Raw genomic sequence first — 21,887 nt, forward strand, 5'->3', positions numbered from 1 at the left:
CCGGTCCTGGACGGTCCATACCCCGGCCAGGAGGCCGTCCGCTGGCTGGACCGGTCCCGGCCCACCCTCGCGGACGTGGGAGGATCAGGGGTGGCGGGCCAGGGCCGCGCACCCGGCCGCGCTCGTAGGACCAGGACGCGCGAGCAACGAGGAGCACCGTTGAGCAGGTTGCGCTGGCTGACCGCGGGGGAGTCGCACGGCCCCGCACTGGTGGCGACGCTGGAGGGCCTTCCGGCCGGCGTCCCGATCACCACGGAGATGGTGGCGGACCACCTGGCCCGGCGCCGCCTCGGCTATGGACGCGGCGCGCGGATGAAGTTCGAGCGCGACGAGGTCACCTTCCTCGGCGGCGTCCGCCACGGCCTGTCGATGGGCTCGCCCGTCGCGATCATGGTGGGCAACACCGAGTGGCCCAAGTGGGAGCAGGTCATGTCGGCCGATCCCGTGGACCCGCAGATCCTCGCCGACCTCGCCCGCAACGCGCCGCTGACGCGCCCCCGGCCGGGCCACGCGGACCTGGCGGGCATGCAGAAGTACGGCTTCGACGAGGCGCGTCCGATCCTGGAGCGCGCCAGCGCCCGGGAGACCGCCGCCCGCGTCGCCCTGGGCGCGGTGGCCCGCTCCTACCTCAAGGAGACCGCCGGTATCGAGGTCGTCTCGCACGTGGTCGAACTTGCGTCCGCGAAGGCTCCGTACGGCGTCTACCCCACCCCGGCCGACGTCGAGAAGCTGGACGCCGACCCGGTGCGCTGCCTGGACTCGGACGCGTCGAAGGCGATGGTCGCGGAGATCGACCAGGCCCACAAGGACGGCGACACCCTCGGCGGCGTGGTCGAGGTCCTGGCGTACGGCGTGCCGGTGGGCCTCGGCTCGCACGTGCACTGGGACCGGCGTCTGGACGCCCGCCTCGCCGCCGCCCTGATGGGCATCCAGGCGATCAAGGGCGTCGAGGTCGGCGACGGCTTCGACCTGGCCCGCGTCCCCGGCTCCCAGGCGCACGACGAGATCGTGCGCACCGCCGACGGCGTCAGGCGCACCTCCGGCCGCGCGGGCGGCACCGAGGGCGGTCTGACCACCGGCGAGCTGCTGCGCGTCCGCGCCGCCATGAAGCCGATCGCGACCGTGCCCCGCGCCCTGGCCACCATCGACGTGGCGACCGGCGAGGCCGCCAAGGCGCACCACCAGCGCTCGGACGTGTGCGCCGTGCCCGCCGCCGGGATCGTGGCCGAGGCCATGGTCGCGCTCGTCCTCGCGGACGCGGTGGCGGAGAAGTTCGGCGGCGACTCGGTCCCCGAGACCCGCCGCAACGTCCGGTCCTACCTCGACCACCTCCAGATCCGGTGAGCACCGGTCCGCTGGTCGTCCTGGTCGGACCGATGGGCTCCGGCAAGTCCACCGTGGGCACGCTGCTCGCCGGGCGGCTCGGCGCGCCCTACCGGGACACCGACGCCGACATCGTGGCCGCCCAGGGCCGCCCGATCGCCGACATCTTCGTCGACGAGGGCGAGCCGCACTTCCGCGAGCTGGAGCGGGAGGCGGTGCGCGCCGCCCTCGCCGAGCACACCGGTGTGCTCGCCCTCGGCGGCGGCGCCGTCCTGGACGCGTCCACGCGCGCGCTGCTGACCGGTCTGCCGGTCGTCTATCTGTCGATGGACGTCGAGGAGGCGGTGAAGCGGGTCGGCCTCAACACCGCCCGCCCGCTCCTCGCCGTCAACCCGCGCCGCCAGTGGCGCGAGCTGATGGAGGCCCGCCGCCATCTGTACACCGAAGTCGCCCGGGTCGTCGTCGAGACCGACGCCCGTACCCCCGAAGAGGTCGCCCAGGCGGTCCTCGACGCACTGGAGCTGAAATCCGCATGAGCGAGCAGGCACCCACCCGGATCCACGTCGGCGCCACCGCCGGGACGGACCCGTACGACGTGCTCGTCGGCCGCAACCTCCTCGCCGAACTGGGCGCGCTGATCGGCCCCGCGGCCCGCAAGGTCGCCGTCATCCACCCGGAGGCGCTGGCCGGCACCGGCGACGCCATCCGCGAGGACCTGGCCGCGCAGGGCTACGAGGCCATCGCCATCCAGGTGCCCAACGCCGAGGAGGCCAAGACCTACGAGGTCGCCGCCTACTGCTGGAAGGCGCTCGGCCAGTCCGGCTTCACCCGGACCGACGCCGTCGTCGGCGTCGGCGGCGGCGCCACCACCGACCTCGCCGGCTTCGTCGCGGCGACCTGGCTGCGCGGGGTGCGCTGGATCTCGGTCCCGACCACCGTGCTCGGCATGGTCGACGCCGCCGTGGGCGGCAAGACCGGCATCAACACCGCCGAGGGCAAGAACCTGGTGGGCGCGTTCCACCCGCCCGTGGGCGTCCTGTGCGACCTCGCCGCGCTCGACTCGCTGCCGGTCCACGACTTCGTCTCCGGCATGGCCGAGGTCATCAAGGCCGGCTTCATCTCCGACCCGGTCATCCTCGACCTGATCGAGGCCGACCCGGCGGGCGCCCGCACCCCCGAGGGCCCCCACACGGCCGAGCTGATCGAGCGCGCGATCCGGGTGAAGGCCGCCGTGGTCTCCAGCGACCTCAAGGAGTCGGGGCTGCGCGAGATCCTGAACTACGGGCACACCCTCGCGCACGCCATCGAGAAGAACGAGCGCTACAAGTGGCGCCACGGCGCCGCCGTCTCCGTCGGCATGGTCTTCGCGGCCGAGCTGGGCCGGCTCGCCGGGCGCCTCGACGACGCCACCGCCGACCGGCACCGCTCCATCCTCGAGTCGGTGGGCCTGCCGCTCACCTACCGCGCCGACCAGTGGCCCAAGCTGGTCGAGAACATGAGGCTGGACAAGAAGTCCCGGGGCAACCTGCTGCGCTTCATCGTCCTGGACGGCCTCGCCAAGCCGACCGTCCTGGAGGGCCCCGACCCGGCGGTGCTGCTCGCCGCCTACGGCGAGGTGTCCTCGTGAGCCGCCGCGTCCTGGTGCTGAACGGCCCCAACCTGGGCCGCCTCGGCTCGCGCGAGCCGGACGTGTACGGGGCGACGACGTACGCGGGTCTCGTCGAGGTCTGCGAGAGCCTCGGCCAGGAGCTCGGACTCGACGTGGAGGTCCGCGAGACCAACGACGAGGGTGACATGATCCGCTGGCTGCACGAGGCGGCCGACGGAAAGATTCCGGTCGTTCTCAACCCGGGCGCGTTCACCCACTATTCGTACGGAATGCGGGACGCGGCCGCCCAGCGCACCGCCCCGCTCATCGAGGTGCACATCTCGAACCCGTACACCCGTGAGGAGTTCCGCCACACCTCCGTGGTGGCGGCCGTGGCCAGCGGCACCGTCGCGGGCTTCGGCATCGGCTCCTACCGTCTGGCGCTGCGCGCGCTCGCCGACGAACTCTCCGGCGAACTCGGCGGCTGACCGGGCACCTTCGCCGCGCCCCGGCCGTTCACACTGCGACGGCCGGGGAAGGTACGGTTCTGGACCGGACGCCCGACGGGCGTCGAACCAGCGCCAGTTGCCTTGTACGAGACGGAGTGGCACCGGATGCAGCACGAAGCGGGAGCGCCGCTTCCGCCGCCCCACGCCCCGGGGCACGGCCCCGGGGCGAGCTGGGCCTTCGCCGCCCATCAGTCCGCGGCCTCCCAGGGCGGTCCCGCGGCCCCGGGTGCCCACCAGCCCCTCGCCCCCGGCGGCCCGCCGCCGCCCGTCCCCGGCCCGCCGCCCCCACCGGCCCCGGGCTGGCACGCCCCGGCGCCCCCGCCGTCCCCGGCGCCCCAGCAGGTTCCGGCCCCGTCCCGGGACACCACCGGGCACGTGGCGCTGCCGCCGGGCGGCCCCGTCCCGTTGCCGCAGGCCCCCGAGGGCACCGGCGTCACCACGCTCGCGGTGCTGCTGATAGGCCCGGCGGGCGCGGGCAAGACCACGGTCGCCCGCTACTGGGCCCAGCACCGCCGCGTCCCCACCGCCCACATCAGCCTCGACGACGTGCGCGAATGGGTCTGCGCGGGCTTCGCCGACCCGCAGGCCGGCTGGAACGACCACTCCGAGGCGCAGTACCGCCTGGCCCGCCGCACCTGCGGCTTCGCCGCGCGGAACTTCCTGGCCAACGGCATCTCCTGCATCCTCGACGACGCGGTCTTCCCCGACCGCCCGGTCGTCGGCCTCGGCGGCTGGAAGCGCCACGTCGGCCCCGGTCTGCTGCCGGTGGTCCTGCTCCCCGGCCTGGACATCGTCCTGGAGCGCAACGCCGAGCGCTCCGGCAACCGCCGCCTCTCGGACGAGGAGGTGGCGGGCATCCACGGCCGCATGGCGGGCTGGTACGGCTCGGGCCTGCCCATCATCGACAACTCCCAGTACGACGTCCCCACCACGGCCCGCCTCCTGGACGACGTCCTGGCCCGGGCGATCGCGAGCCCGCCGAGCTGGTGAGGCCGCGGCCGCCGGGGCCGCCGCGGCCCGCCCCACCGGCCCGCGGACGGCGAGCCCCCCGGTCGGACGCGCACATCCGGCACGGCCGCAGGCCCCCTCATACGCTCGACGCATGTCAGAGGTGTATGGGCTCCGCCGAGGCTGGCTGCGCGACCGCTGCGCCGCCGCCGGCAGCGCGGCCGCACTGGTCTCGCGCCCCGCGAACGTCCGCTATCTCGCGGGCGGCGCCCCGCCCGGCGCCGTCCTGCTGCTCGGCCCCGCCGAGGACGTCCTGCTCTGCCCCCGCACGCCCACCGGCGACCTCGTGGAGGGGCGGCTCGACGAGCTGTTGCGGGTCACCGTGCTGCCCACGCCCTCGGGCGACCCGGCGGTGGCCGCCGCCGACCTCGCCCAGGCCAGCGGAGCCGACTCCCTCAGCGTCGAGGAGCACGACCTCACCGTGGCCCGGCACCGGGCGATCGGCTCGGTCGCGCCCCGGCTGCTCCTCGGCGACCTCGGAGGAGCGGTCGAGCAGAAGCGGCTCGTCAAGGACGAGGAGGAGATCGCGTGCCTGCGCATCGCGGCCGAGATCGCCGACCAGGCGCTCGGTGAGCTCCTGGAGTCGATCCTGGTCGGCCGCACCGAGCGCCACCTCGCCCTGGAGCTGGAGCGCCGCCTGGTCGACCACGGCGCCGACGGGCCCGCCTTCACCACCTCGGTGGGGACCGGCCCCAACTCCGGCCGAGGCGGCCACCGGCCCTCGGACCGACGGGTCGAGGAAGGCGATTTCCTCTCCGTCTGCCTGGGCGCCACCTACCGCGGCTACCGCTGCGAGATCGGGCGCACGTTCGTCATCGGGACGACTCCGGCGGACTGGCAGATCGAGCTCTACGACGTCGTCTTCGCCGCTCAGCGGGCCGGGAGGGAGGCGCTGGCCCCCGGCGCCGAGTACCGCGCGGTGGACCGCGCGGCGCGGCAGGTGCTGGACGCGGCGGGCCACGCGGAGGGTCTGGGAGGGTGCACCGGACACGGTGTCGGCCTCGAAATCAGTGAGGACCCGCAGCTCGCACCTGGAGCCATGGGTAAACTGGACGCTTGCGTGCCGGTCACCGTCGAACCGGGGGTCCACCTCCCGGGCCGGGGTGGTGTCCGAATCGATGACACGCTCGTCGTCCGCCCCGAGGCGGACGGCGGGCCAGAGCTACTCACCATCACGACCAAGGAACTGCTCGCGCTCTAGCTCCGCTGTGCCGCGCACCCTCGGTCCCACCAGCTTCAGTCCAGGAGATTCCGCAACCGTGGCTTCCACGAACGACCTCAAGAACGGCATGGTGCTCAAGCTCGACGGGGGCCAGCTCTGGTCCGTCGTCGAGTTCCAGCACGTCAAGCCCGGCAAGGGCCCGGCCTTCGTGCGCACCAAGCTCAAGCACGTGCTCTCCGGCAAGGTCGTCGACAAGACCTTCAACGCCGGCACGAAGGTCGAGACCGCCACCATCGACCGCCGTGACATGCAGTTCTCGTACATGGACGGCGAGTACTTCGTCTTCATGGACATGGACACCTACGACCAGCTGATGGTCGACCGCAAGTCCGTCGGCGACGCCGCCAACTTCCTGATCGAGGGCTTCACCGCCTCCGTGGCGCAGCACGAGGGCGAGGTGCTCTACGTGGAGCTGCCGGCCGCCGTCGAGCTCGTCATCCAGGAGACCGAGCCGGGTGTCCAGGGCGACCGCTCCACCGGTGGCACCAAGCCCGCCACCCTGGAGACCGGTTACCAGATCCAGGTCCCGCTCTTCATCACCACCGGTGAGAAGGTCAAGGTCGACACCCGCACCAGCGACTACCTCGGCCGGGTGAACAGCTAACCGTGGCTGCCCGGAACAAGGCGCGCAAGCGCGCCTTCCAGATCCTCTTCGAGGCCGACCAGCGCGGTGAGTCCGTGCAGACGGTCCTCGCGGACTGGGTGCGCCACTCGCGGTCGGACGACCGTCAGCCGCCGGTCAACGAGTACACGATGCAGCTCGTCGAGGGGTACGCGCAGTACGTCGCGCGCATCGACGACCTCATCTCCACGTACTCCGTCGACTGGACGCTCGACCGGATGCCGGTCGTCGACCGGAACATCATCCGGCTCGGGACGTACGAGCTGGTCTGGGAGGACGAGACGCCGGACGCCGTCGCCATCGACGAGGCGGTGCAGCTGGCGAAGGAGTTCTCCACGGACGACTCCCCGGCCTTCGTCAACGGGCTGCTGGCCCGCTTCAAGGACCTCAAACCGAGCCTTCGCCGGGACGCCTAGTCCCCGGTACCGCCCGGCACACGAAGGGGCCCGCCGTACGTGAGTACAGCGGGCCCCTTCGTCCTGCCCGGACGGATCCGGAACCCCTCCGCGCGGACAGACGCCGCCGGGCCGGCCAGGACCTCCCAAGGTCCCGGCCGGCCCGGCGGCGGCACGTTTCTGCTGAGGCGTCGCGGGCGTCAGTTGTCCTCGTGGGCGACCGCGCGGCGCGCGTCCGCGTCCAGCACGCCCCAGCTGATCAGCTGCTCGGTGAGGACCGAGGGCGACTGGTCGTAGATCACGGCGAGGGTGCGCAGGTCGTCCTGACGGATCGACAGCACCTTGCCGTTGTAGTCGCCGCGCTGCGACTGGATCGTCGCCGCGTACCTCTGCAGGGGGCCCGCCTTCTCCGGCGGGACGTGCGCGAGGCGCTCCAGGTCGAGCACGAGCTTCGGCGGCGGCTCGGCGGCCCCGCCGGGCGTGGTGCCGGGCAGCAGCTCCTGCACCGGGACCCCGTAGAAGTCCGCGAGCTCGGCGAGGCGCTGCACGGTCACGGCGCGGTCGCCGCGCTCGTACGACCCGACCACGACGGCCTTCCAGCGGCCCTGGGACTTCTCCTCCACACCATGGAGGGACAGACCCTGCTGGGTGCGGATGGCGCGGAGCTTGGCCCCGAGCTGTTTTGCGTATTCGCTGGACATATAGCTCCCCGGACGCTGTGACAACGTGCGGCTCCGCCGCGTGGCTGGTAACTCACTGTGAGGTTACGCAGCGTTACTTGGCTGCGTCAAGCCGAATGGTCCATACCCCCACCCCAGACGGGTGACAGCCCTGTGTGTGGGCGGCCTGTGGCCCTGGTACCGTGGACGGAGTAATTCCGACGTCCTTTAAGGTCCGTCCCGTGAGGCGGAGAAGGAGGTCCGTTTCGTATGGACACGCATGACTCCGATGCGGCCCGCCCGGTTCTCGAGGGCCCCGACATCGCGCGGGTACTGACCCGTATCGCCCACGAGATCGTCGAACGCGCCAAGGGCGCCGACGACGTGGTCCTCCTCGGCATCCCCACCCGTGGCGTCTTCCTCGCCCGCAGGCTCGCCGACAAGCTCGAAGAGATCACCGCCGGGAAGATCCCGGTCGGCTCCCTCGACATCACCATGTACCGCGACGACCTGCGGATGCACCCGCCGCGCGCGCTGGCCCGCACCGAGATCCCCGGGGACGGCCTCGACGGCAAGCTGGTCGTCCTCGTCGACGACGTGCTCTTCTCCGGCCGCACCATCCGCGCCGCCCTCGACGCGCTGAACGACATCGGCCGCCCGCGCGCCGTGCAGCTCGCGGTCCTCGTCGACCGCGGCCACCGCGAACTCCCGATCCGCGCCGACTACGTCGGCAAGAACCTCCCGACGTCGCTGCGGGAGACGGTCAAGGTCCTGCTCGCCGAGGAGGACGGCCGCGACGCCGTGCTGCTCGGTGCGAAGCGGACCGCCCCGGCCGGCGAGCAGTAGTCCACCTCCGCACGGAGCCCGGGCCGCACCGGCCCGTGCGGTACTTCCGCGCGCCCGCACGCCCGAACCTCCACCCTCCTGGAGAAGAACCAGATGAAGCGTCACCTCATCTCGGCCGCCGACCTCACCCGCGACGACGCCGTGCTCATCCTCGACACCGCCGAAGAGATGGCCCGGGTCGCCGACCGGCCGATCAAGAAGCTGCCCACCCTGCGCGGCCGTACCGTCGTCAACCTCTTCTTCGAGGACTCCACGCGCACCCGGATCTCCTTCGAGGCCGCCGAGAAGCGCCTGTCCGCGGACGTCATCAACTTCACCGCCAAGGGCTCCTCGGTCTCCAAGGGCGAGTCCCTGAAGGACACCGCGCAGACCCTGGAGGCGATGGGCGTCGACGCCGTCGTCATCCGGCACGGTGCCTCCGGCGCCCCCTACCGGCTCGCCACCTCCGACTGGATCGACGCCACCGTCATCAACGCCGGCGACGGCACCCACCAGCACCCCACCCAGGCCCTCCTCGACGCCTTCACCATGCGCCGCCGCCTGGTCGGCCGGGACGCGGGCCTGGGCCAGGACCTGGCCGGCAAGCGCATCACCCTCGTCGGCGACGTGCTGCACAGCCGGGTGGCCCGCTCCAACGTCGACCTGCTGCACACCCTGGGCGCCGAGGTCACCCTGGTGGCCCCGCCCACCCTGCTGCCGGTGGGCGTGGACCACTGGACCTGCGACGTCTCCTACGACCTCGACAGCGTGCTGCCGAAGTCCGACGCGGTGATGATGCTGCGTGTGCAGCGAGAGCGGATGAACGCCGCCTTCTTCCCCACCGAGCGCGAGTACTCGCGCCGGTACGGCCTGGACGGCGAGCGGATGGCGAGGATGCCCGAGCACGGCATCGTGATGCATCCCGGCCCGATGGTCCGCGGCATGGAGATCACCGCCGAGGTCGCCGACTCCGACCGCTGCACCGTCGTCGAGCAGGTCGCCAACGGCGTCCACACCCGGATGGCCGTCCTCTATCTGCTCCTGGGCGGCAACGAGCCCGCCGTCAGCCACGCCCGCCCCGTCGATTCGGAGACCAAGTAATCATGAGCAAGATCCTCATCCGTGGTGCGCAGGTGCTGGGCGGCGAGGTCCAGGACGTCCTGATCGACGGCGAGACCATCGCCGCCGTCGGCACCGGCCTCGACGCCGAGGGCGCCACCGTCGTCGACGCCGAGGGCCAGATCCTGCTCCCCGGTCTCGTCGACCTCCACACCCATCTGCGCGAGCCCGGCCGCGAGGACTCCGAGACGGTCCTCACCGGCACCCGGGCCGCCGCCCGCGGCGGCTACACCGCGGTCTTCGCCATGGCCAACACCTTCCCCGTCGCCGACACCGCGGGCGTCGTCGAGCAGGTCTGGCGGCTCGGCCGCGAGCACGGCTACTGCGACGTCCAGCCCATCGGCGCCGTCACCGTCGGCCTGGAGGGCAAGCAGCTCGCCGAGCTCGGCGCCATGCACGACTCGGCCGCCGGGGTCACCGTCTTCTCCGACGACGGCAAGTGCGTCGACGACGCCGTGATCATGCGCCGCGCCCTGGAGTACGTGAAGGCCTTCGGCGGCGTCGTCGCCCAGCACGCCCAGGAGCCGCGCCTGACCGAGGGCGCCCAGATGAACGAGGGCGTCGTCTCCGCCGAGCTGGGCCTGGGCGGCTGGCCGGCGGTCGCCGAGGAGTCGATCATCGCGCGCGATGTGCTGCTCGCCGAGCACGTCGGCTCCCGGGTGCACATCTGCCACCTCTCCACGGCCGGCTCGGTCGAGATCGTCCGCTGGGCCAAGTCGCGCGGCATCGACGTCACCGCCGAGGTCACCCCGCACCACCTGCTCCTCACCGACGAGCTGGTCCGCTCGTACAACCCGGTCTACAAGGTGAACCCGCCGCTGCGCACCGAGGCCGACGTCCTGGCGCTGCGCGAGGCGCTCGCGGACGGCACGATCGACATCGTCGCCACCGACCACGCCCCGCACCCGCACGAGGACAAGGACTGCGAGTGGGCCGCGGCCGCCATGGGCATGGTGGGCCTGGAGACCGCGCTCTCGGTCGTCCAGCACACCATGGTCGACTCCGGCCTGATGAACTGGGCGGACGTCGCCGAGCGCATGTCGTTCAAGCCCGCCCGGATCGGCGGCGCCGAGGACCACGGCCGCCCCGTCTCGGCAGGCGAGCCCGCCAACCTCACGCTGGTGGATCCGGCATACCGTGGCCAGGTGAACCCCGCGGGCTTCGCCTCCCGCAGCCGCAACACCCCCTACGAGGGCCGTGAGCTGCCGGGTCGCGTCACCCACACCTTCCTGCGGGGCAGGGCGACGGTCGCGGACGGGAAGCTGGCATGACACCTGCACTCTTCAATCTCGGCGGGGCGGCACTGGCCGCGGAGCAGAAGTCGGCCGAGGTGACGCACTGGGGGGCCCGGATCGCCTGGGTCGTCGGCGTGCTGATCTTCATCGGCTTCGTCTACTGGCTGATGCGCCAGGGCTGGAAGTGGCGCGGCACCCTCCAGTCGGACCTGCCCGAGCTCCCCGCCGTGCCCAAGGCGACCGGCCCGGCCACACTGAGCATGACCGGCCGCTACCACGGCTCCACCACGGCCGGCCAGTGGCTCGACCGGATCGTCGCGCACGGTCTGGGCGTGCGCAGCAAGGCCGAGCTCACCCTGACGGCCGAGGGAGTGAACGTCGTACGCCCCGGGGCGAACGACTTCTTCATCCCGGCCGCCGCACTGCGCGAGGCCCGGTCCGAGAAGGCCATCGCCGGAAAGGTGCTCCCGGAGGGCGGCCTGCTGGTCGTCACCTGGGCCCACGGCGACAAGCTGATCGACTCCGGCTTCCGCTCCGACCGGGCGTCCGAGCACGCCGCCTGGATCGAGGCCATCAACTCCATGAACCACCCCACCACCACGACGGAAGGCGCCGCACGATGACGACCTCCACCAGAGGAGCCCAGGCTCCCGCAGTACTCGTCCTGGAGGACGGCCGTACCTTCCACGGCCGCGCCTACGGGGCCGTGGGGGTGACCTTCGGCGAGGCCGTGTTCTCCACCGGCATGACCGGCTACCAGGAGACCCTCACCGACCCGTCGTACCACCGCCAGGTCGTCGTGATGACCGCGCCGCACATCGGCAACACCGGCGTCAACGACGAGGACCCCGAGTCCCGGCGCATCTGGGTCGCCGGCTACGTCGTGCGCGACCCCGCCCGCGTCTCCTCCAACTGGCGCGCCCGGCGCTCCCTCGACGAGGAGCTGCGCGAGCAGGGCGTCGTCGGCATCTCGGGCATCGACACCCGCGCGCTCACCCGCCATCTGCGCGAGCGCGGCGCGATGCGCGTCGGCATCTTCTCCGGCAACGCGCTGCCCGACGAGGGCACCATGCTCGCCGAGGTCCGCCAGGCCCCCGAGATGTCCGGCGCGGACCTCGCCGCCGAGGTCGCCACCAAGGAGGCGTACGTCGTCCGGGCGATCGGCGAGAAGAAGTTCACCGTGGCCGCCGTCGACCTCGGCATCAAGGGCATGACCCCGCACCGGATGGCCGAGCGCGGCATCGAGGTGCACGTGCTGCCCGCGACCGCCACGGCCGAGGACGTCTACGCCGTCGACCCGGACGGCGTGTTCTTCTCCAACGGCCCCGGCGACCCGTCCACTGCCGACGGCCCGGTGGCCGTGATGCGCGCCGTCCTGGAGCGGAAGACCCCGCTCTTCGGCATCTGCTTCGGCAACCAGATCCTGGGCCGCGCGCTCGGCTTCGGCACGTACAAGCTGAAGTACGGCCACCGCGGCATCAACCAGCCCGTGCAGGACCGTACGACCGGCAAGGTCGAGGTCACCGCGCACAACCACGGGTTCGCCGTCGACGCCCCGCTCGACCAGGTCTCCCAGACCCCCTTCGGCCGCGCCGAGGTCTCCCACGTCTGTCTGAACGACAACGTGGTGGAGGGCCTCCAGCTGCTCGACCAGCCGGCCTTCAGCGTCCAGTACCACCCCGAAGCGGCCGCGGGTCCGCACGACGCCGCCTACCTCTTCGACCGCTTCGTCCAGCTCATGGAGGGCCAGCGTGCCTAAGCGCACCGATATCCAGTCCGTCCTGGTCATCGGCTCCGGCCCGATCGTCATCGGCCAGGCCGCGGAGTTCGACTACTCCGGCACCCAGGCCTGCCGCGTCCTGAAGGCCGAGGGCCTGCGGGTCATCCTGGTCAACTCGAACCCGGCGACGATCATGACCGACCCGGAGATCGCCGACGCCACCTACGTCGAGCCGATCACCCCCGAGTTCGTCGAGAAGATCATCGCCAAGGAGCGCCCCGACGCGCTGCTGCCCACCCTGGGCGGCCAGACCGCGCTGAACACCGCGATCTCCATGCACGAGCAGGGGGTGCTGGAGAAGTACGGCGTCGAGCTGATCGGCGCCAACGTCGAGGCGATCAACAAGGGCGAGGACCGCGACCTGTTCAAGGGCGTCGTCGAGGCCGTCAAAGCCAAGATCGGCTACGGCGAGTCGGCCCGCTCGGTGATCTGCCACTCCATGGACGACGTCCTGAAGGGCGTCGACACCCTCGGCGGCTACCCGGTCGTGGTCCGTCCCTCCTTCACCATGGGCGGCGCCGGTTCCGGCTTCGCGCACGACGAGGAGGAGCTGCGCCGTATCGCCGGTCAGGGCCTGACGCTCTCGCCGACCACCGAGGTGCTCCTGGAGGAGTCCATCCTGGGCTGGAAGGAGTACGAACTGGAGCTGATGCGCGACAAGAACGACAACGTCGTGGTCGTCTGCTCCATCGAGAACTTCGACCCGATGGGCGTCCACACCGGTGACTCGATCACGGTGGCCCCGGCGATGACGCTCACCGACCGCGAGTACCAGCGGCTGCGGGACATCGGCATCGCGATCATCCGCGAGGTCGGCGTCGACACCGGCGGCTGCAACATCCAGTTCGCGATCGACCCGGCCGACGGCCGTGTCATCGTCATCGAGATGAACCCGCGGGTCTCGCGCTCCTCGGCGCTCGCGTCGAAGGCCACCGGCTTCCCGATCGCGAAGATCGCGGCGAAGCTGGCCGTGGGCTACACGCTGGACGAGATCCCCAACGACATCACCGAGAAGACCCCGGCTTCCTTCGAGCCGACGCTGGACTACGTGGTGGTCAAGGCCCCGCGGTTCGCCTTCGAGAAGTTCCCCTCGGCGGACTCGACGCTGACGACCACCATGAAGTCGGTGGGCGAGGCGATGGCGATCGGCCGCAACTTCACCGAGGCGCTCCAGAAGGCGCTGCGCTCGCTGGAGAAGAAGGGCAGCCAGTTCACCTTCACCGGCGAGCCGGGCGACAAGGACGAGCTGCTGCGCGAGGCGGTGCGCCCCACCGACGGGCGGATCAACACCGTCATGCAGGCCATCCGCGCCGGCGCCACGCCCGAGGAGGTCTTCGACGCCACCCGGATCGACCCCTGGTTCGTCGACCAGCTCTTCCTCATCAAGGAGATCGCGGACGAGCTCGCCGCCGCCGACAAGCTGGAGCCGCAGCTGCTGGCCGAGGCCAAGCGGCACGGCTTCTCGGACGCCCAGATCGCCGGGATCCGCGGCCTGCGCGAGGACGTGGTGCGCGAGGTGCGCCACGCGCTGGGCGTGCGCCCGGTCTACAAGACGGTCGACACCTGCGCGGCCGAGTTCGCCGCGAAGACCCCGTACTTCTACTCCTCCTACGACGAGGAGTCCGAGGTCGCCCCCCGCGAGAAGCCCGCGGTGATCATCCTGGGCTCGGGGCCGAACCGTATCGGCCAGGGCATCGAGTTCGACTACTCCTGCGTCCACGCCTCCTTCGCGCTGAGCGACGCGGGCTACGAGACCGTGATGGTCAACTGCAACCCGGAGACCGTCTCCACCGACTACGACACCTCCGACCGGCTCTACTTCGAGCCGCTGACCCTGGAGGACGTGCTGGAGATCGTCCACGCCGAGACGCTGGCCGGTCCGGTGGCGGGCGTGGTGGTCCAGCTCGGCGGCCAGACCCCGCTGGGTCTGGCCCAGGCGCTCAAGGACAACGGCGTGCCGGTCGTCGGCACCCCGCCGGAGGCCATCCACGCCGCCGAGGACCGCGGCGCCTTCGGCCGGGTCCTGGCCGAGGCGGGGCTGCCCGCGCCCAAGCACGGCACCGCCACCACCTTCGCGGGTGCGAAGGCGATCGCGGACGAGATCGGCTACCCGGTCCTGGTCCGCCCCTCCTACGTCCTCGGCGGACGCGGGATGGAGATCGTCTACGACGAGGCGCGGCTGGAGTCCTACATCGCGGAGTCCACCGAGATCTCCCCGACCCGTCCGGTCCTGGTCGACCGCTTCCTCGACGACGCCATCGAGATCGACGTGGACGCGCTCTACGACGGCACCGAGCTCTACCTCGGCGGCGTCATGGAGCACATCGAGGAGGCCGGCATCCACTCCGGCGACTCGGCGTGCGCGCTGCCCCCGATCACGCTGGGCGGCTTCGACATCAAGCGCCTGCGCGCCTCCACCGAGGCGATCGCCAAGGGCGTCGGGGTGCGCGGCCTGATCAACATCCAGTTCGCGATGGCCGGGGACATCCTCTACGTCCTGGAGGCCAACCCGCGCGCCTCGCGCACGGTGCCCTTCACCTCCAAGGCGACCGCGGTGCCGCTGGCGAAGGCCGCCGCCCGCATCTCGCTGGGCGCCACCGTCGCCGAGCTGCGCGAGGAGGGCCTGCTGCCGAGGAACGGCGACGGCGGCACCCTGCCGCTGGACGCGCCGATCTCGGTGAAGGAGGCCGTGATGCCCTGGAGCCGCTTCCGCGACATCCACGGGCGCGGCGTCGACACCGTCCTCGGCCCGGAGATGCGCTCCACCGGCGAGGTCATGGGCATCGACTCGGTCTTCGGCACCGCCTACGCCAAGTCGCAGGCCGGGGCCTACGGACCGCTGCCGACCAAGGGACGCGCGTTCATCTCGGTCGCCAACCGCGACAAGCGCTCGATGATCTTCCCGGCGCGCGAGCTCGTCGCCCACGGCTTCGAGCTGCTCGCCACCTCCGGCACCGCCGAGGTCCTCAAGCGCAACGGCATCAACGCCACCGTCGTGCGCAAGCAGTCCGAGGGCGAGGGCCCGGCGGGCGAGAAGACCATCGTCCAGCTCATCCACGACGGCCAGGTCGACCTCATCGTCAACACGCCGTACGGCACCGGCGGCCGCCTCGACGGCTACGAGATCCGCACCGCGGCCGTGGCCCGCAGCGTCCCGTGCCTGACCACCGTCCAGGCCCTCGCCGCCGCCGTCCAGGGCATCGACGCCCTCAACCACGGCGACGTGGGAGTGCGCTCGCTCCAGGAACACGCGGAACACCTGACCGCGGCCCGCGACTAGCAACCAGCCGAGGGGGACACCGGAATCCGGTGTCCCCCTCCGCATGAGGACTGAGACATGTACAAGCTCTTCTTCCGCCTGGTCTTCAAGCGGATGGACCCGGAGCAGGCCCACCACCTGGCCTTCCGCTGGATCCGTCTCGCCGCCCGGATCCCCGTCCTGCGCACCTTCGTCGCGGCCGTCCTCGCGCCCCGCCACGAGGAGCTGCGCACCGAGGCGTTCGGCCTTCGCATGCACGGCCCGTTCGGTCTCGCCGCCGGCTTCGACAAGAACGCCGTGGCCATCGACGGCATGTCGATGCTCGGCTTCGACCACGTCGAGATCGGCACGGTCACCGGCGAGGCCCAGCCCGGCAACCCCAGGAAGCGGCTGTTCCGCCTGGTTCAGGACCGTGCGCTGATCAACCGCATGGGCTTCAACAACGAGGGCTCGGCGGCCGTCGCCGCGCGCCTGGCCGCCCGCAGGGCCGTCTTCCGTACGACGGTCGGCGTCAACATCGGCAAGACCAAGACCGTCCCCGAGGCGGACGCCGCCGCCGACTACGTGAAGTCGACCGAGCGCCTCGCCGCGCACGCCGACTACCTGGTCGTCAACGTCTCCTCGCCCAACACCCCCGGGCTGCGCAACCTCCAGGCCACCGAGTCGCTGCGCCCGCTGCTCACCGCGGTGCGCGAAGCCGCCGACCGCACGGTGACCGGCCGGCGGGTCCCGCTGCTCGTCAAGATCGCCCCGGACCTCGCCGACGAGGACGTCGACGCCGTCGCCGACCTGGCGGTCGAGCTCGGCCTCGACGGCATCATCGCCACCAACACCACCATCGCGCGCGAGGGCCTCGGCCTGACGTCCGACCCCGCGCTCGTCAAGGAGACCGGCGGCCTCTCCGGCGCCCCGCTCAAGGAGCGCTCCCTGAAGGTCCTCAGCCGCCTCTACGCGCGCGTGGGCGACAGGATCACCCTGGTCGGTGTCGGCGGCATCGAGACGGCCGAGGACGCCTGGCAGCGGATCCTGGCCGGGGCCACCCTGGTCCAGGGCTACAGCGCCTTCGTCTACGAGGGCCCCTTCTGGGGCCGGGCGATCCACAAGGGCCTCGCGGCCCGGCTCGCCGCCTCCCCGTACGCCACCCTCGCCGAGGCCGTCGGCGCCGAGACCCGAAAGGCCACCCAGTGACGCTTCCCTTCGGCGCGCGGCTGCGCCACGCCATGGACGAGCGCGGTCCGCTCTGCGTCGGCATCGACCCGCACGCCTCCCTGCTCGCCGAGTGGGACCTGAGCGACGACGTGGCGGGTGTGGAGCGGTTCTCGCGCTCGGTCGTGGAGGCCCTCGCCGAGCGGGTCGCCGTCTTCAAGCCGCAGGCGGCCTTCTTCGAGCGCTTCGGCTCGCGCGGCATCGCGGTCCTGGAGCGGACCGTGGCGGACGCCCGCGCGGCCGGCACGCTGGTCCTGATGGACGCCAAGCGCGGCGACATCGGCTCCACCATGGCCGCGTACGCCGAGACCTTCCTGCACCCGGACGCGCCGCTGTTCTCCGACGCGCTCACCGTCTCGCCCTACCTCGGCTACGGCTCGCTGAAGCCCGCCGTGGAGCTGGCCCGCGAGAGCGGCGCCGGACTCTTCGTGCTCGCCCTGACCTCCAACCCGGAGGGCGCGGAGGTGCAGCGCGCGGTGCGCGAGGACGGCCGCACGATCGGCGCGACGATGCTGGCGCACCTGGCGGACGAGAACGCCGACGCGGCCCCGATGGGCTCGTTCGGCGCCGTGGTCGGGGCGACGCTGGGCGATCTGTCCGCCTTCGACCTCGACATCAACGGGCCGCTGCTCGCCCCGGGCATCGGCGCGCAGGGCGCGACCGCCGCGGACCTGCCCGCGGTCTTCGGCGCGGCCGTGCGCAACGTGGTCCCGAACGTCAGCCGGGGTGTTCTGCGTCACGGTCCCGACCTCGTCGGGCTGCAGGACGCGGCGGCGCGTTTCGCGGACGAGATCCGCACGGCGGTGGCCTCGGCCTAGAGGTCCGCGCGGCCCTCGGGCGAGTCCGCGCGCCAAAGGTTGACGCATTCCTTACCCAAAACCGGGGTGTTATGTCGCGAATGTCCTGGTCGGCAGAGGCTGACCAGGACTTTTCGTCTGTTCTCGCTGACTGGAGCGGTCCAGGCCGCTAGTCTCCGACGAGAGCAGAGACGAGCGAACGGGCATTGCGCGTCGCTCGTTGCTCGCCTGGTGTGGGGCGACCAGCTTCCGCACCGGTCCGTATCCGACAGTTCGACATCCGAGGTGACGTAGGCGTGGCTCTTCCGCCCCTTACCCCTGAACAGCGCGCAGCCGCGCTCGAAAAGGCCGCCGCGGCTCGCCGGGAGCGGGCCGAGGTCAAGAATCGACTCAAGCACTCCGGCGCCTCCCTCCACGAGGTCATCAAGCAGGGCCAGGAGAACGACGTCATCGGGAAGATGAAGGTCTCCGCCCTCCTTGAGTCCCTGCCCGGTGTGGGCAAGGTCCGGGCCAAGCAGATCATGGAGCGGCTGGGGATCTCCGAGAGCCGCCGCGTGCGGGGTCTCGGCTCCAACCAGATCGCATCCCTGGAGCGTGAGTTCGGCGGCTCCGGGGCCTGACGTCCCGGGCACCCCCGGGAAGCTGGAATAATCGGTGCATGGCAGCTTCACCCCGGGGGTCATCCCCCGTACCCCCGGACGCACGTCCGCGGCTGACCGTGCTCTCCGGCCCCTCCGGGGTCGGCAAGAGCACGGTCGTCGCTCATATGCGCAAGGTCCACCCCGAGGTCTGGCTCTCGGTGTCGGCGACGACCCGCAAGCCGCGCCCCGGCGAACGCCACGGCGTCCACTACTTCTTCGTGGACGACGAGGAGTTCGACAAGCTGGTCGCCAACGGCGAACTGCTCGAATGGGCCGAATTCGCGGGCAACCGCTATGGCACGCCCCGCCGCGCCGTCCTGGACCGCCTGGAGGCCGGTGAGCCGGTCCTCCTGGAGATCGACCTCCAGGGCGCCCGGCTGGTGCGCGAGTCGATGCCGGAGGCCCAGCTCGTCTTCCTGGCCCCGCCGAGCTGGGACGAGCTGGTCCGCCGGCTCACCGGCCGCGGGACCGAGGCCCCCGAGGTCATCGAGCGCAGGCTCGCCGCCGCCACGGTGGAACTGGCCGCGGAGGCCGAGTTCGACACGACCCTGGTCAACACCTCCGTCGAGGACGTAGCGCGCGAGCTGCTAGCCTTGATGAGAGTTCTTTGATTTTTCACCCCTTCGGAAGGCAGACGTGTCCTCTTCCATCACCACGCCCGAGGGCATCATCAACCCGCCGATTGATGAGCTGCTCGAAGCAACCGACTCGAAGTACAGCCTCGTGATCTACGCGGCCAAGCGCGCCCGTCAGATCAACGCGTACTACTCGCAGCTCGGTGAGGGCCTGCTGGAGTACGTCGGCCCCCTGGTGGACACCCACGTCCACGAGAAGCCGCTCTCCATCGCGCTGCGCGAGATCAACGCGGGTCTGCTGACCTCCGAGGCCATCGAGGGCCCGGCCCAGTAAGCCTCCGTACGTGTGCCCACAGGCCCGGCAGTGTGACTGCCGGGCCTGTGGTGTGTCATAGGGGAGTACGTATCCGAATGCGGGGAGACGCGGTGGACAAGGCGAAGGTCGTTCTGGGAGTCAGCGGCGGGATCGCCGCCTACAAGGCGTGCGAGCTGCTGCGCAGGCTGACCGAGTCCGGGCACGACACGCGCGTGGTGCCGACCGCCGCGGCGCTGCACTTCGTGGGCGCGGCGACCTGGTCGGCGCTCTCCGGGCACCCGGTCTCCACCGAGGTGTGGAACGACGTCCACGAGGTGCCGCACGTACGGATCGGCCAGGACGCCGACCTCGTCGTCGTCGCCCCCGCCACCGCCGACATGCTGGCCAAGGCGGCCCACGGCCTCGCCGACGACCTGCTCACCAACACCCTCCTCACCGCCCGCTGTCCGGTCGTCTTCGCCCCCGCGATGCACACCGAGATGTGGGAGCACCCCGCCACCCAGGAGAACGTGGCCACGCTGCGCCGCCGGGGCGCCGTCGTCATCGAGCCCGCCGTCGGCCGCCTCACCGGCGTCGACACCGGCAAGGGCCGGCTGCCCGACCCCGGCGAGATCTTCGAGGTCTGCCGCCGGGTGCTGGCCCGCGGGAGCGCGGAGCGCGACCTGGAGGGCCGCCACGTGGTGGTCAGCGCGGGCGGCACGCGCGAGCCGCTGGACCCGGTCCGCTATCTGGGGAACCGTTCCTCCGGGAAGCAGGGGTACGCCCTGGCCCGCACCGCCGTGGCCCGCGGCGCCCGCGTCACGCTGATCGAGGCCAACACCGGGCTGCCCGACCCGGCCGGGGCCGACGTGGTCCGGGTGGGCACCGCCGTTCAACTGCGGGAGGCCGTGCTGAAGGCCGCCGCGGACGCGGACGCGGTGGTCATGGCGGCGGCCGTCGCCGATTTCCGGCCGGAGTCCTACGTCGCCGGGAAGATCAAGAAGAAGGACGGCCAGGAGCCCGCGCCGCTCACCCTGGTCCGCAACCCCGACGTCCTCGCCGAGCTCTCCGCCGACCGGGCGCGCCCGGACCAGGTGGTCGTCGGCTTCGCCGCCGAGACCGACGACGTCCTCGCCAACGGGCGCGAGAAGCTGCGGCGCAAGGGCTGTGACCTGCTGGTCGTCAATGAGGTGGGGGAGCGCAAGACCTTCGGCTCGGAGGAGAACGAGGCGGTCGTGCTGGCCTCCGACGGCACCGAGACACCGGTGCCCTACGGGCCGAAAGAGGCGCTCGCGGACGTGGTGTGGGATCTCGTCGCCCCGCGTTTCGCATAAATTCACGTACGCCCGAACAGCAGTCCCAAACCCGCCAAAAGCCGTTCCACGACCCGCCGATGGAGGCCGATCTTCGTACCGCCCGCCGCGGTGTCGCAGGTCACAGAGCTTTCAATGTGCGAGACAAGTGGCCCGGTGAGCGGTACCGACCGATAAACTGGCGGTGGAACGACGCCGGGCGCAGCCTCCGGCCCGTTCCACCCATGATCAGCCAGCAGCCGCTGCAACCCCAGGGAGCATTGTGTCCCGTCGTCTGTTCACTTCGGAGTCCGTGACCGAGGGTCACCCCGACAAGATCGCTGACCAGATCAGCGACACGATCCTCGACGCGCTCCTGCGCGAGGACCCGACGTCCCGTGTCGCCGTGGAGACCCTGATCACCACGGGTCTGGTCCACGTCGCGGGCGAGGTCACGACCAAGGCGTACGCGCCGATCGCCCAGCTGGTCCGGGACAAGATCCTGGAGATCGGGTACGACTCCTCGAAGAAGGGCTTCGACGGCGCGTCCTGCGGCGTGTCGGTCTCCATCGGCGCGCAGTCCCCGGACATCGCGCAGGGCGTCGACACCGCGTACGAGAAGCGCGTCGAGGGTGACGAGGACGAGCTCGACAAGCAGGGCGCCGGCGACCAGGGCCTGATGTTCGGCTACGCCTGCGACGAGACGCCCGAGCTGATGCCCCTCCCGATCCACCTGGCGCACCGCCTCTCGCGCCGCCTCTCCGAGGTGCGCAAGAACGGGACCATCCCCTACCTGCGCCCCGACGGCAAGACCCAGGTCACCATCGAGTACGACGGCGACAAGGCCGTCCGCCTCGACACCGTCGTCGTCTCCTCGCAGCACGCGAGCGACATCGACCTGGACTCGCTGCTCGCCCCCGACATCCGCGAGTTCGTCGTCGAGCACGTGCTGGGGCAGCTCGTCGAGGACGGCATCAAGCTCGACACCGACGGCTACCGCCTGCTGGTCAACCCGACCGGCCGCTTCGAGATCGGCGGCCCGATGGGCGACGCCGGACTCACCGGCCGCAAGATCATCATCGACACGTACGGTGGCATGGCCCGCCACGGCGGCGGCGCCTTCTCCGGCAAGGACCCGTCCAAGGTCGACCGTTCCGCCGCGTACGCGATGCGCTGGGTGGCCAAGAACGTCGTCGCCGCCGGCCTCGCGGCCCGCTGCGAGGTCCAGGTCGCGTACGCGATCGGCAAGGCCGAGCCGGTCGGTCTCTTCGTCGAGACCTTCGGCACCGCCACGGTCGACACGGACCGGATCGAGACCGCCATCGCCGAGGTCTTCGACCTCCGCCCGGCGGCCATCATCCGCGACCTCGACCTGCTCCGCCCGATCTACGCCCAGACCGCCGCGTACGGGCACTTCGGCCGCGAACTCCCCGACTTCACCTGGGAGCGCACGGACCGGGTGGACGCGCTGCGGGCGGCCGCGGGTCTGTAACCCGCCCGGCTCCACGGCGGCCCCGGACCGGTGCGGTCCGGGGCC

Annotated in this window: 22 protein-coding genes; 21 read left to right on the forward strand and 1 reads right to left on the reverse strand. The window is 71.6% G+C overall.

Annotated features, from left to right (window positions below):
• Positions 1 to 159: 159 nt before the first annotated feature.
• From aroC to nusB, 8 genes are all read left to right on the forward strand, one after another.
• On the forward strand, positions 160 to 1,344 hold the full coding sequence (gene aroC / locus AC069K_RS14295; RefSeq protein ID WP_478615689.1) for a chorismate synthase: 1,185 nt from the start codon (positions 160 to 162) through the stop codon (positions 1,342 to 1,344).
• Positions 1,341 to 1,859, forward strand: coding sequence for a shikimate kinase (locus AC069K_RS14300; RefSeq protein WP_358837611.1), 519 nt, complete (start codon positions 1,341 to 1,343; stop codon positions 1,857 to 1,859). The genes aroC and AC069K_RS14300 overlap by 4 nt, the downstream gene beginning before the upstream one ends.
• Entirely contained in the window at positions 1,856 to 2,950 is a 1,095-nt protein-coding gene (aroB, locus tag AC069K_RS14305; protein ID WP_365110177.1) for a 3-dehydroquinate synthase, read from the forward strand. Before AC069K_RS14300 ends, aroB begins: the two co-directional genes overlap by 4 nt.
• Complete coding sequence (gene aroQ / locus AC069K_RS14310; protein ID WP_358837609.1) at positions 2,947 to 3,399, forward strand: type II 3-dehydroquinate dehydratase; 453 nt, start codon at positions 2,947 to 2,949, stop codon at positions 3,397 to 3,399. Before aroB ends, aroQ begins: the two co-directional genes overlap by 4 nt.
• Before the next feature lie 126 nt (positions 3,400 to 3,525).
• A complete protein-coding gene (locus AC069K_RS14315; RefSeq protein WP_365110174.1) occupies positions 3,526 to 4,410 on the forward strand; it encodes a Pro-rich N-terminal domain-containing protein in 885 nt (294 codons plus the stop codon).
• A 112-nt stretch (positions 4,411 to 4,522) separates the two neighbouring features.
• Positions 4,523 to 5,629: a M24 family metallopeptidase gene (locus tag AC069K_RS14320; RefSeq protein ID WP_478615695.1), complete on the forward strand. Its 1,107-nt coding sequence runs from the start codon at positions 4,523 to 4,525 to the stop codon at positions 5,627 to 5,629.
• Positions 5,630 to 5,687: 58 nt separating this feature from the next.
• Positions 5,688 to 6,254, forward strand: coding sequence for an elongation factor P (gene efp, locus AC069K_RS14325; protein ID WP_329397139.1), 567 nt, complete (start codon positions 5,688 to 5,690; stop codon positions 6,252 to 6,254).
• Positions 6,255 to 6,256: 2 nt separating this feature from the next.
• Positions 6,257 to 6,688: a transcription antitermination factor NusB gene (gene nusB / locus AC069K_RS14330; protein WP_365110168.1), complete on the forward strand. Its 432-nt coding sequence runs from the start codon at positions 6,257 to 6,259 to the stop codon at positions 6,686 to 6,688.
• A 179-nt stretch (positions 6,689 to 6,867) separates the two neighbouring features.
• On the opposite strand, the gene bldD is transcribed toward nusB, so the two are convergent.
• Complete coding sequence (gene bldD, locus AC069K_RS14335) at positions 6,868 to 7,368, reverse strand: transcriptional regulator BldD (protein WP_067155757.1); 501 nt, start codon at positions 7,366 to 7,368, stop codon at positions 6,868 to 6,870.
• A 228-nt stretch (positions 7,369 to 7,596) separates the two neighbouring features.
• Between bldD and pyrR the strand changes: the two genes are divergently transcribed.
• The 13 genes from pyrR to metK all read left to right on the forward strand — a co-directional run bounded on the left by pyrR (position 7,597) and on the right by metK (position 21,842).
• Positions 7,597 to 8,172, forward strand: a complete 576-nt coding sequence (gene pyrR / locus AC069K_RS14340) for a bifunctional pyr operon transcriptional regulator/uracil phosphoribosyltransferase PyrR (RefSeq protein ID WP_358834420.1) — start codon at positions 7,597 to 7,599, stop codon at positions 8,170 to 8,172.
• 93 nt (positions 8,173 to 8,265) lie between these two features.
• Positions 8,266 to 9,252: an aspartate carbamoyltransferase catalytic subunit gene (locus AC069K_RS14345; protein ID WP_358834421.1), complete on the forward strand. Its 987-nt coding sequence runs from the start codon at positions 8,266 to 8,268 to the stop codon at positions 9,250 to 9,252.
• Positions 9,253 to 9,254: 2 nt separating this feature from the next.
• Entirely contained in the window at positions 9,255 to 10,541 is a 1,287-nt protein-coding gene (locus AC069K_RS14350; protein ID WP_365110164.1) for a dihydroorotase, read from the forward strand.
• On the forward strand, positions 10,538 to 11,128 hold the full coding sequence (locus tag AC069K_RS14355) for a PH-like domain-containing protein (protein WP_365110161.1): 591 nt from the start codon (positions 10,538 to 10,540) through the stop codon (positions 11,126 to 11,128). Before AC069K_RS14350 ends, AC069K_RS14355 begins: the two co-directional genes overlap by 4 nt.
• The gene (gene carA, locus AC069K_RS14360) at positions 11,125 to 12,264 is read left to right on the forward strand and encodes a glutamine-hydrolyzing carbamoyl-phosphate synthase small subunit (RefSeq protein WP_478615703.1); all 1,140 of its coding nucleotides are present in this window, start codon (positions 11,125 to 11,127) and stop codon (positions 12,262 to 12,264) included. The genes AC069K_RS14355 and carA overlap by 4 nt, the downstream gene beginning before the upstream one ends.
• Positions 12,257 to 15,565, forward strand: coding sequence for a carbamoyl-phosphate synthase large subunit (gene carB, locus AC069K_RS14365; protein ID WP_358834425.1), 3,309 nt, complete (start codon positions 12,257 to 12,259; stop codon positions 15,563 to 15,565). The genes carA and carB overlap by 8 nt, the downstream gene beginning before the upstream one ends.
• Positions 15,566 to 15,622: 57 nt before the next feature.
• On the forward strand, positions 15,623 to 16,732 hold the full coding sequence (locus AC069K_RS14370) for a quinone-dependent dihydroorotate dehydrogenase (RefSeq protein WP_478615707.1): 1,110 nt from the start codon (positions 15,623 to 15,625) through the stop codon (positions 16,730 to 16,732).
• Positions 16,729 to 17,568 (forward strand): orotidine-5'-phosphate decarboxylase, encoded by an 840-nt coding sequence (gene pyrF / locus AC069K_RS14375; RefSeq protein WP_358834427.1) that lies wholly within the window; start codon positions 16,729 to 16,731, stop codon positions 17,566 to 17,568. Before AC069K_RS14370 ends, pyrF begins: the two co-directional genes overlap by 4 nt.
• A gap of 275 nt (positions 17,569 to 17,843) precedes the next feature.
• Positions 17,844 to 18,167, forward strand: a complete 324-nt coding sequence (locus AC069K_RS14380; protein ID WP_016638838.1) for an integration host factor — start codon at positions 17,844 to 17,846, stop codon at positions 18,165 to 18,167.
• A gap of 38 nt (positions 18,168 to 18,205) precedes the next feature.
• Complete coding sequence (gene gmk, locus AC069K_RS14385; protein WP_358834428.1) at positions 18,206 to 18,799, forward strand: guanylate kinase; 594 nt, start codon at positions 18,206 to 18,208, stop codon at positions 18,797 to 18,799.
• A 25-nt stretch (positions 18,800 to 18,824) separates the two neighbouring features.
• Positions 18,825 to 19,097, forward strand: a complete 273-nt coding sequence (rpoZ, locus tag AC069K_RS14390) for a DNA-directed RNA polymerase subunit omega (RefSeq protein WP_003970369.1) — start codon at positions 18,825 to 18,827, stop codon at positions 19,095 to 19,097.
• 92 nt (positions 19,098 to 19,189) lie between these two features.
• A complete protein-coding gene (gene coaBC / locus AC069K_RS14395; protein WP_478615712.1) occupies positions 19,190 to 20,392 on the forward strand; it encodes a bifunctional phosphopantothenoylcysteine decarboxylase/phosphopantothenate--cysteine ligase CoaBC in 1,203 nt (400 codons plus the stop codon).
• Positions 20,393 to 20,633: 241 nt separating this feature from the next.
• The gene (gene metK / locus AC069K_RS14400) at positions 20,634 to 21,842 is read left to right on the forward strand and encodes a methionine adenosyltransferase (RefSeq protein WP_365110148.1); all 1,209 of its coding nucleotides are present in this window, start codon (positions 20,634 to 20,636) and stop codon (positions 21,840 to 21,842) included.
• Positions 21,843 to 21,887: the final 45 nt, after the last annotated feature.

Source organism: Streptomyces sp. NPDC043908, from assembly GCF_056435525.1.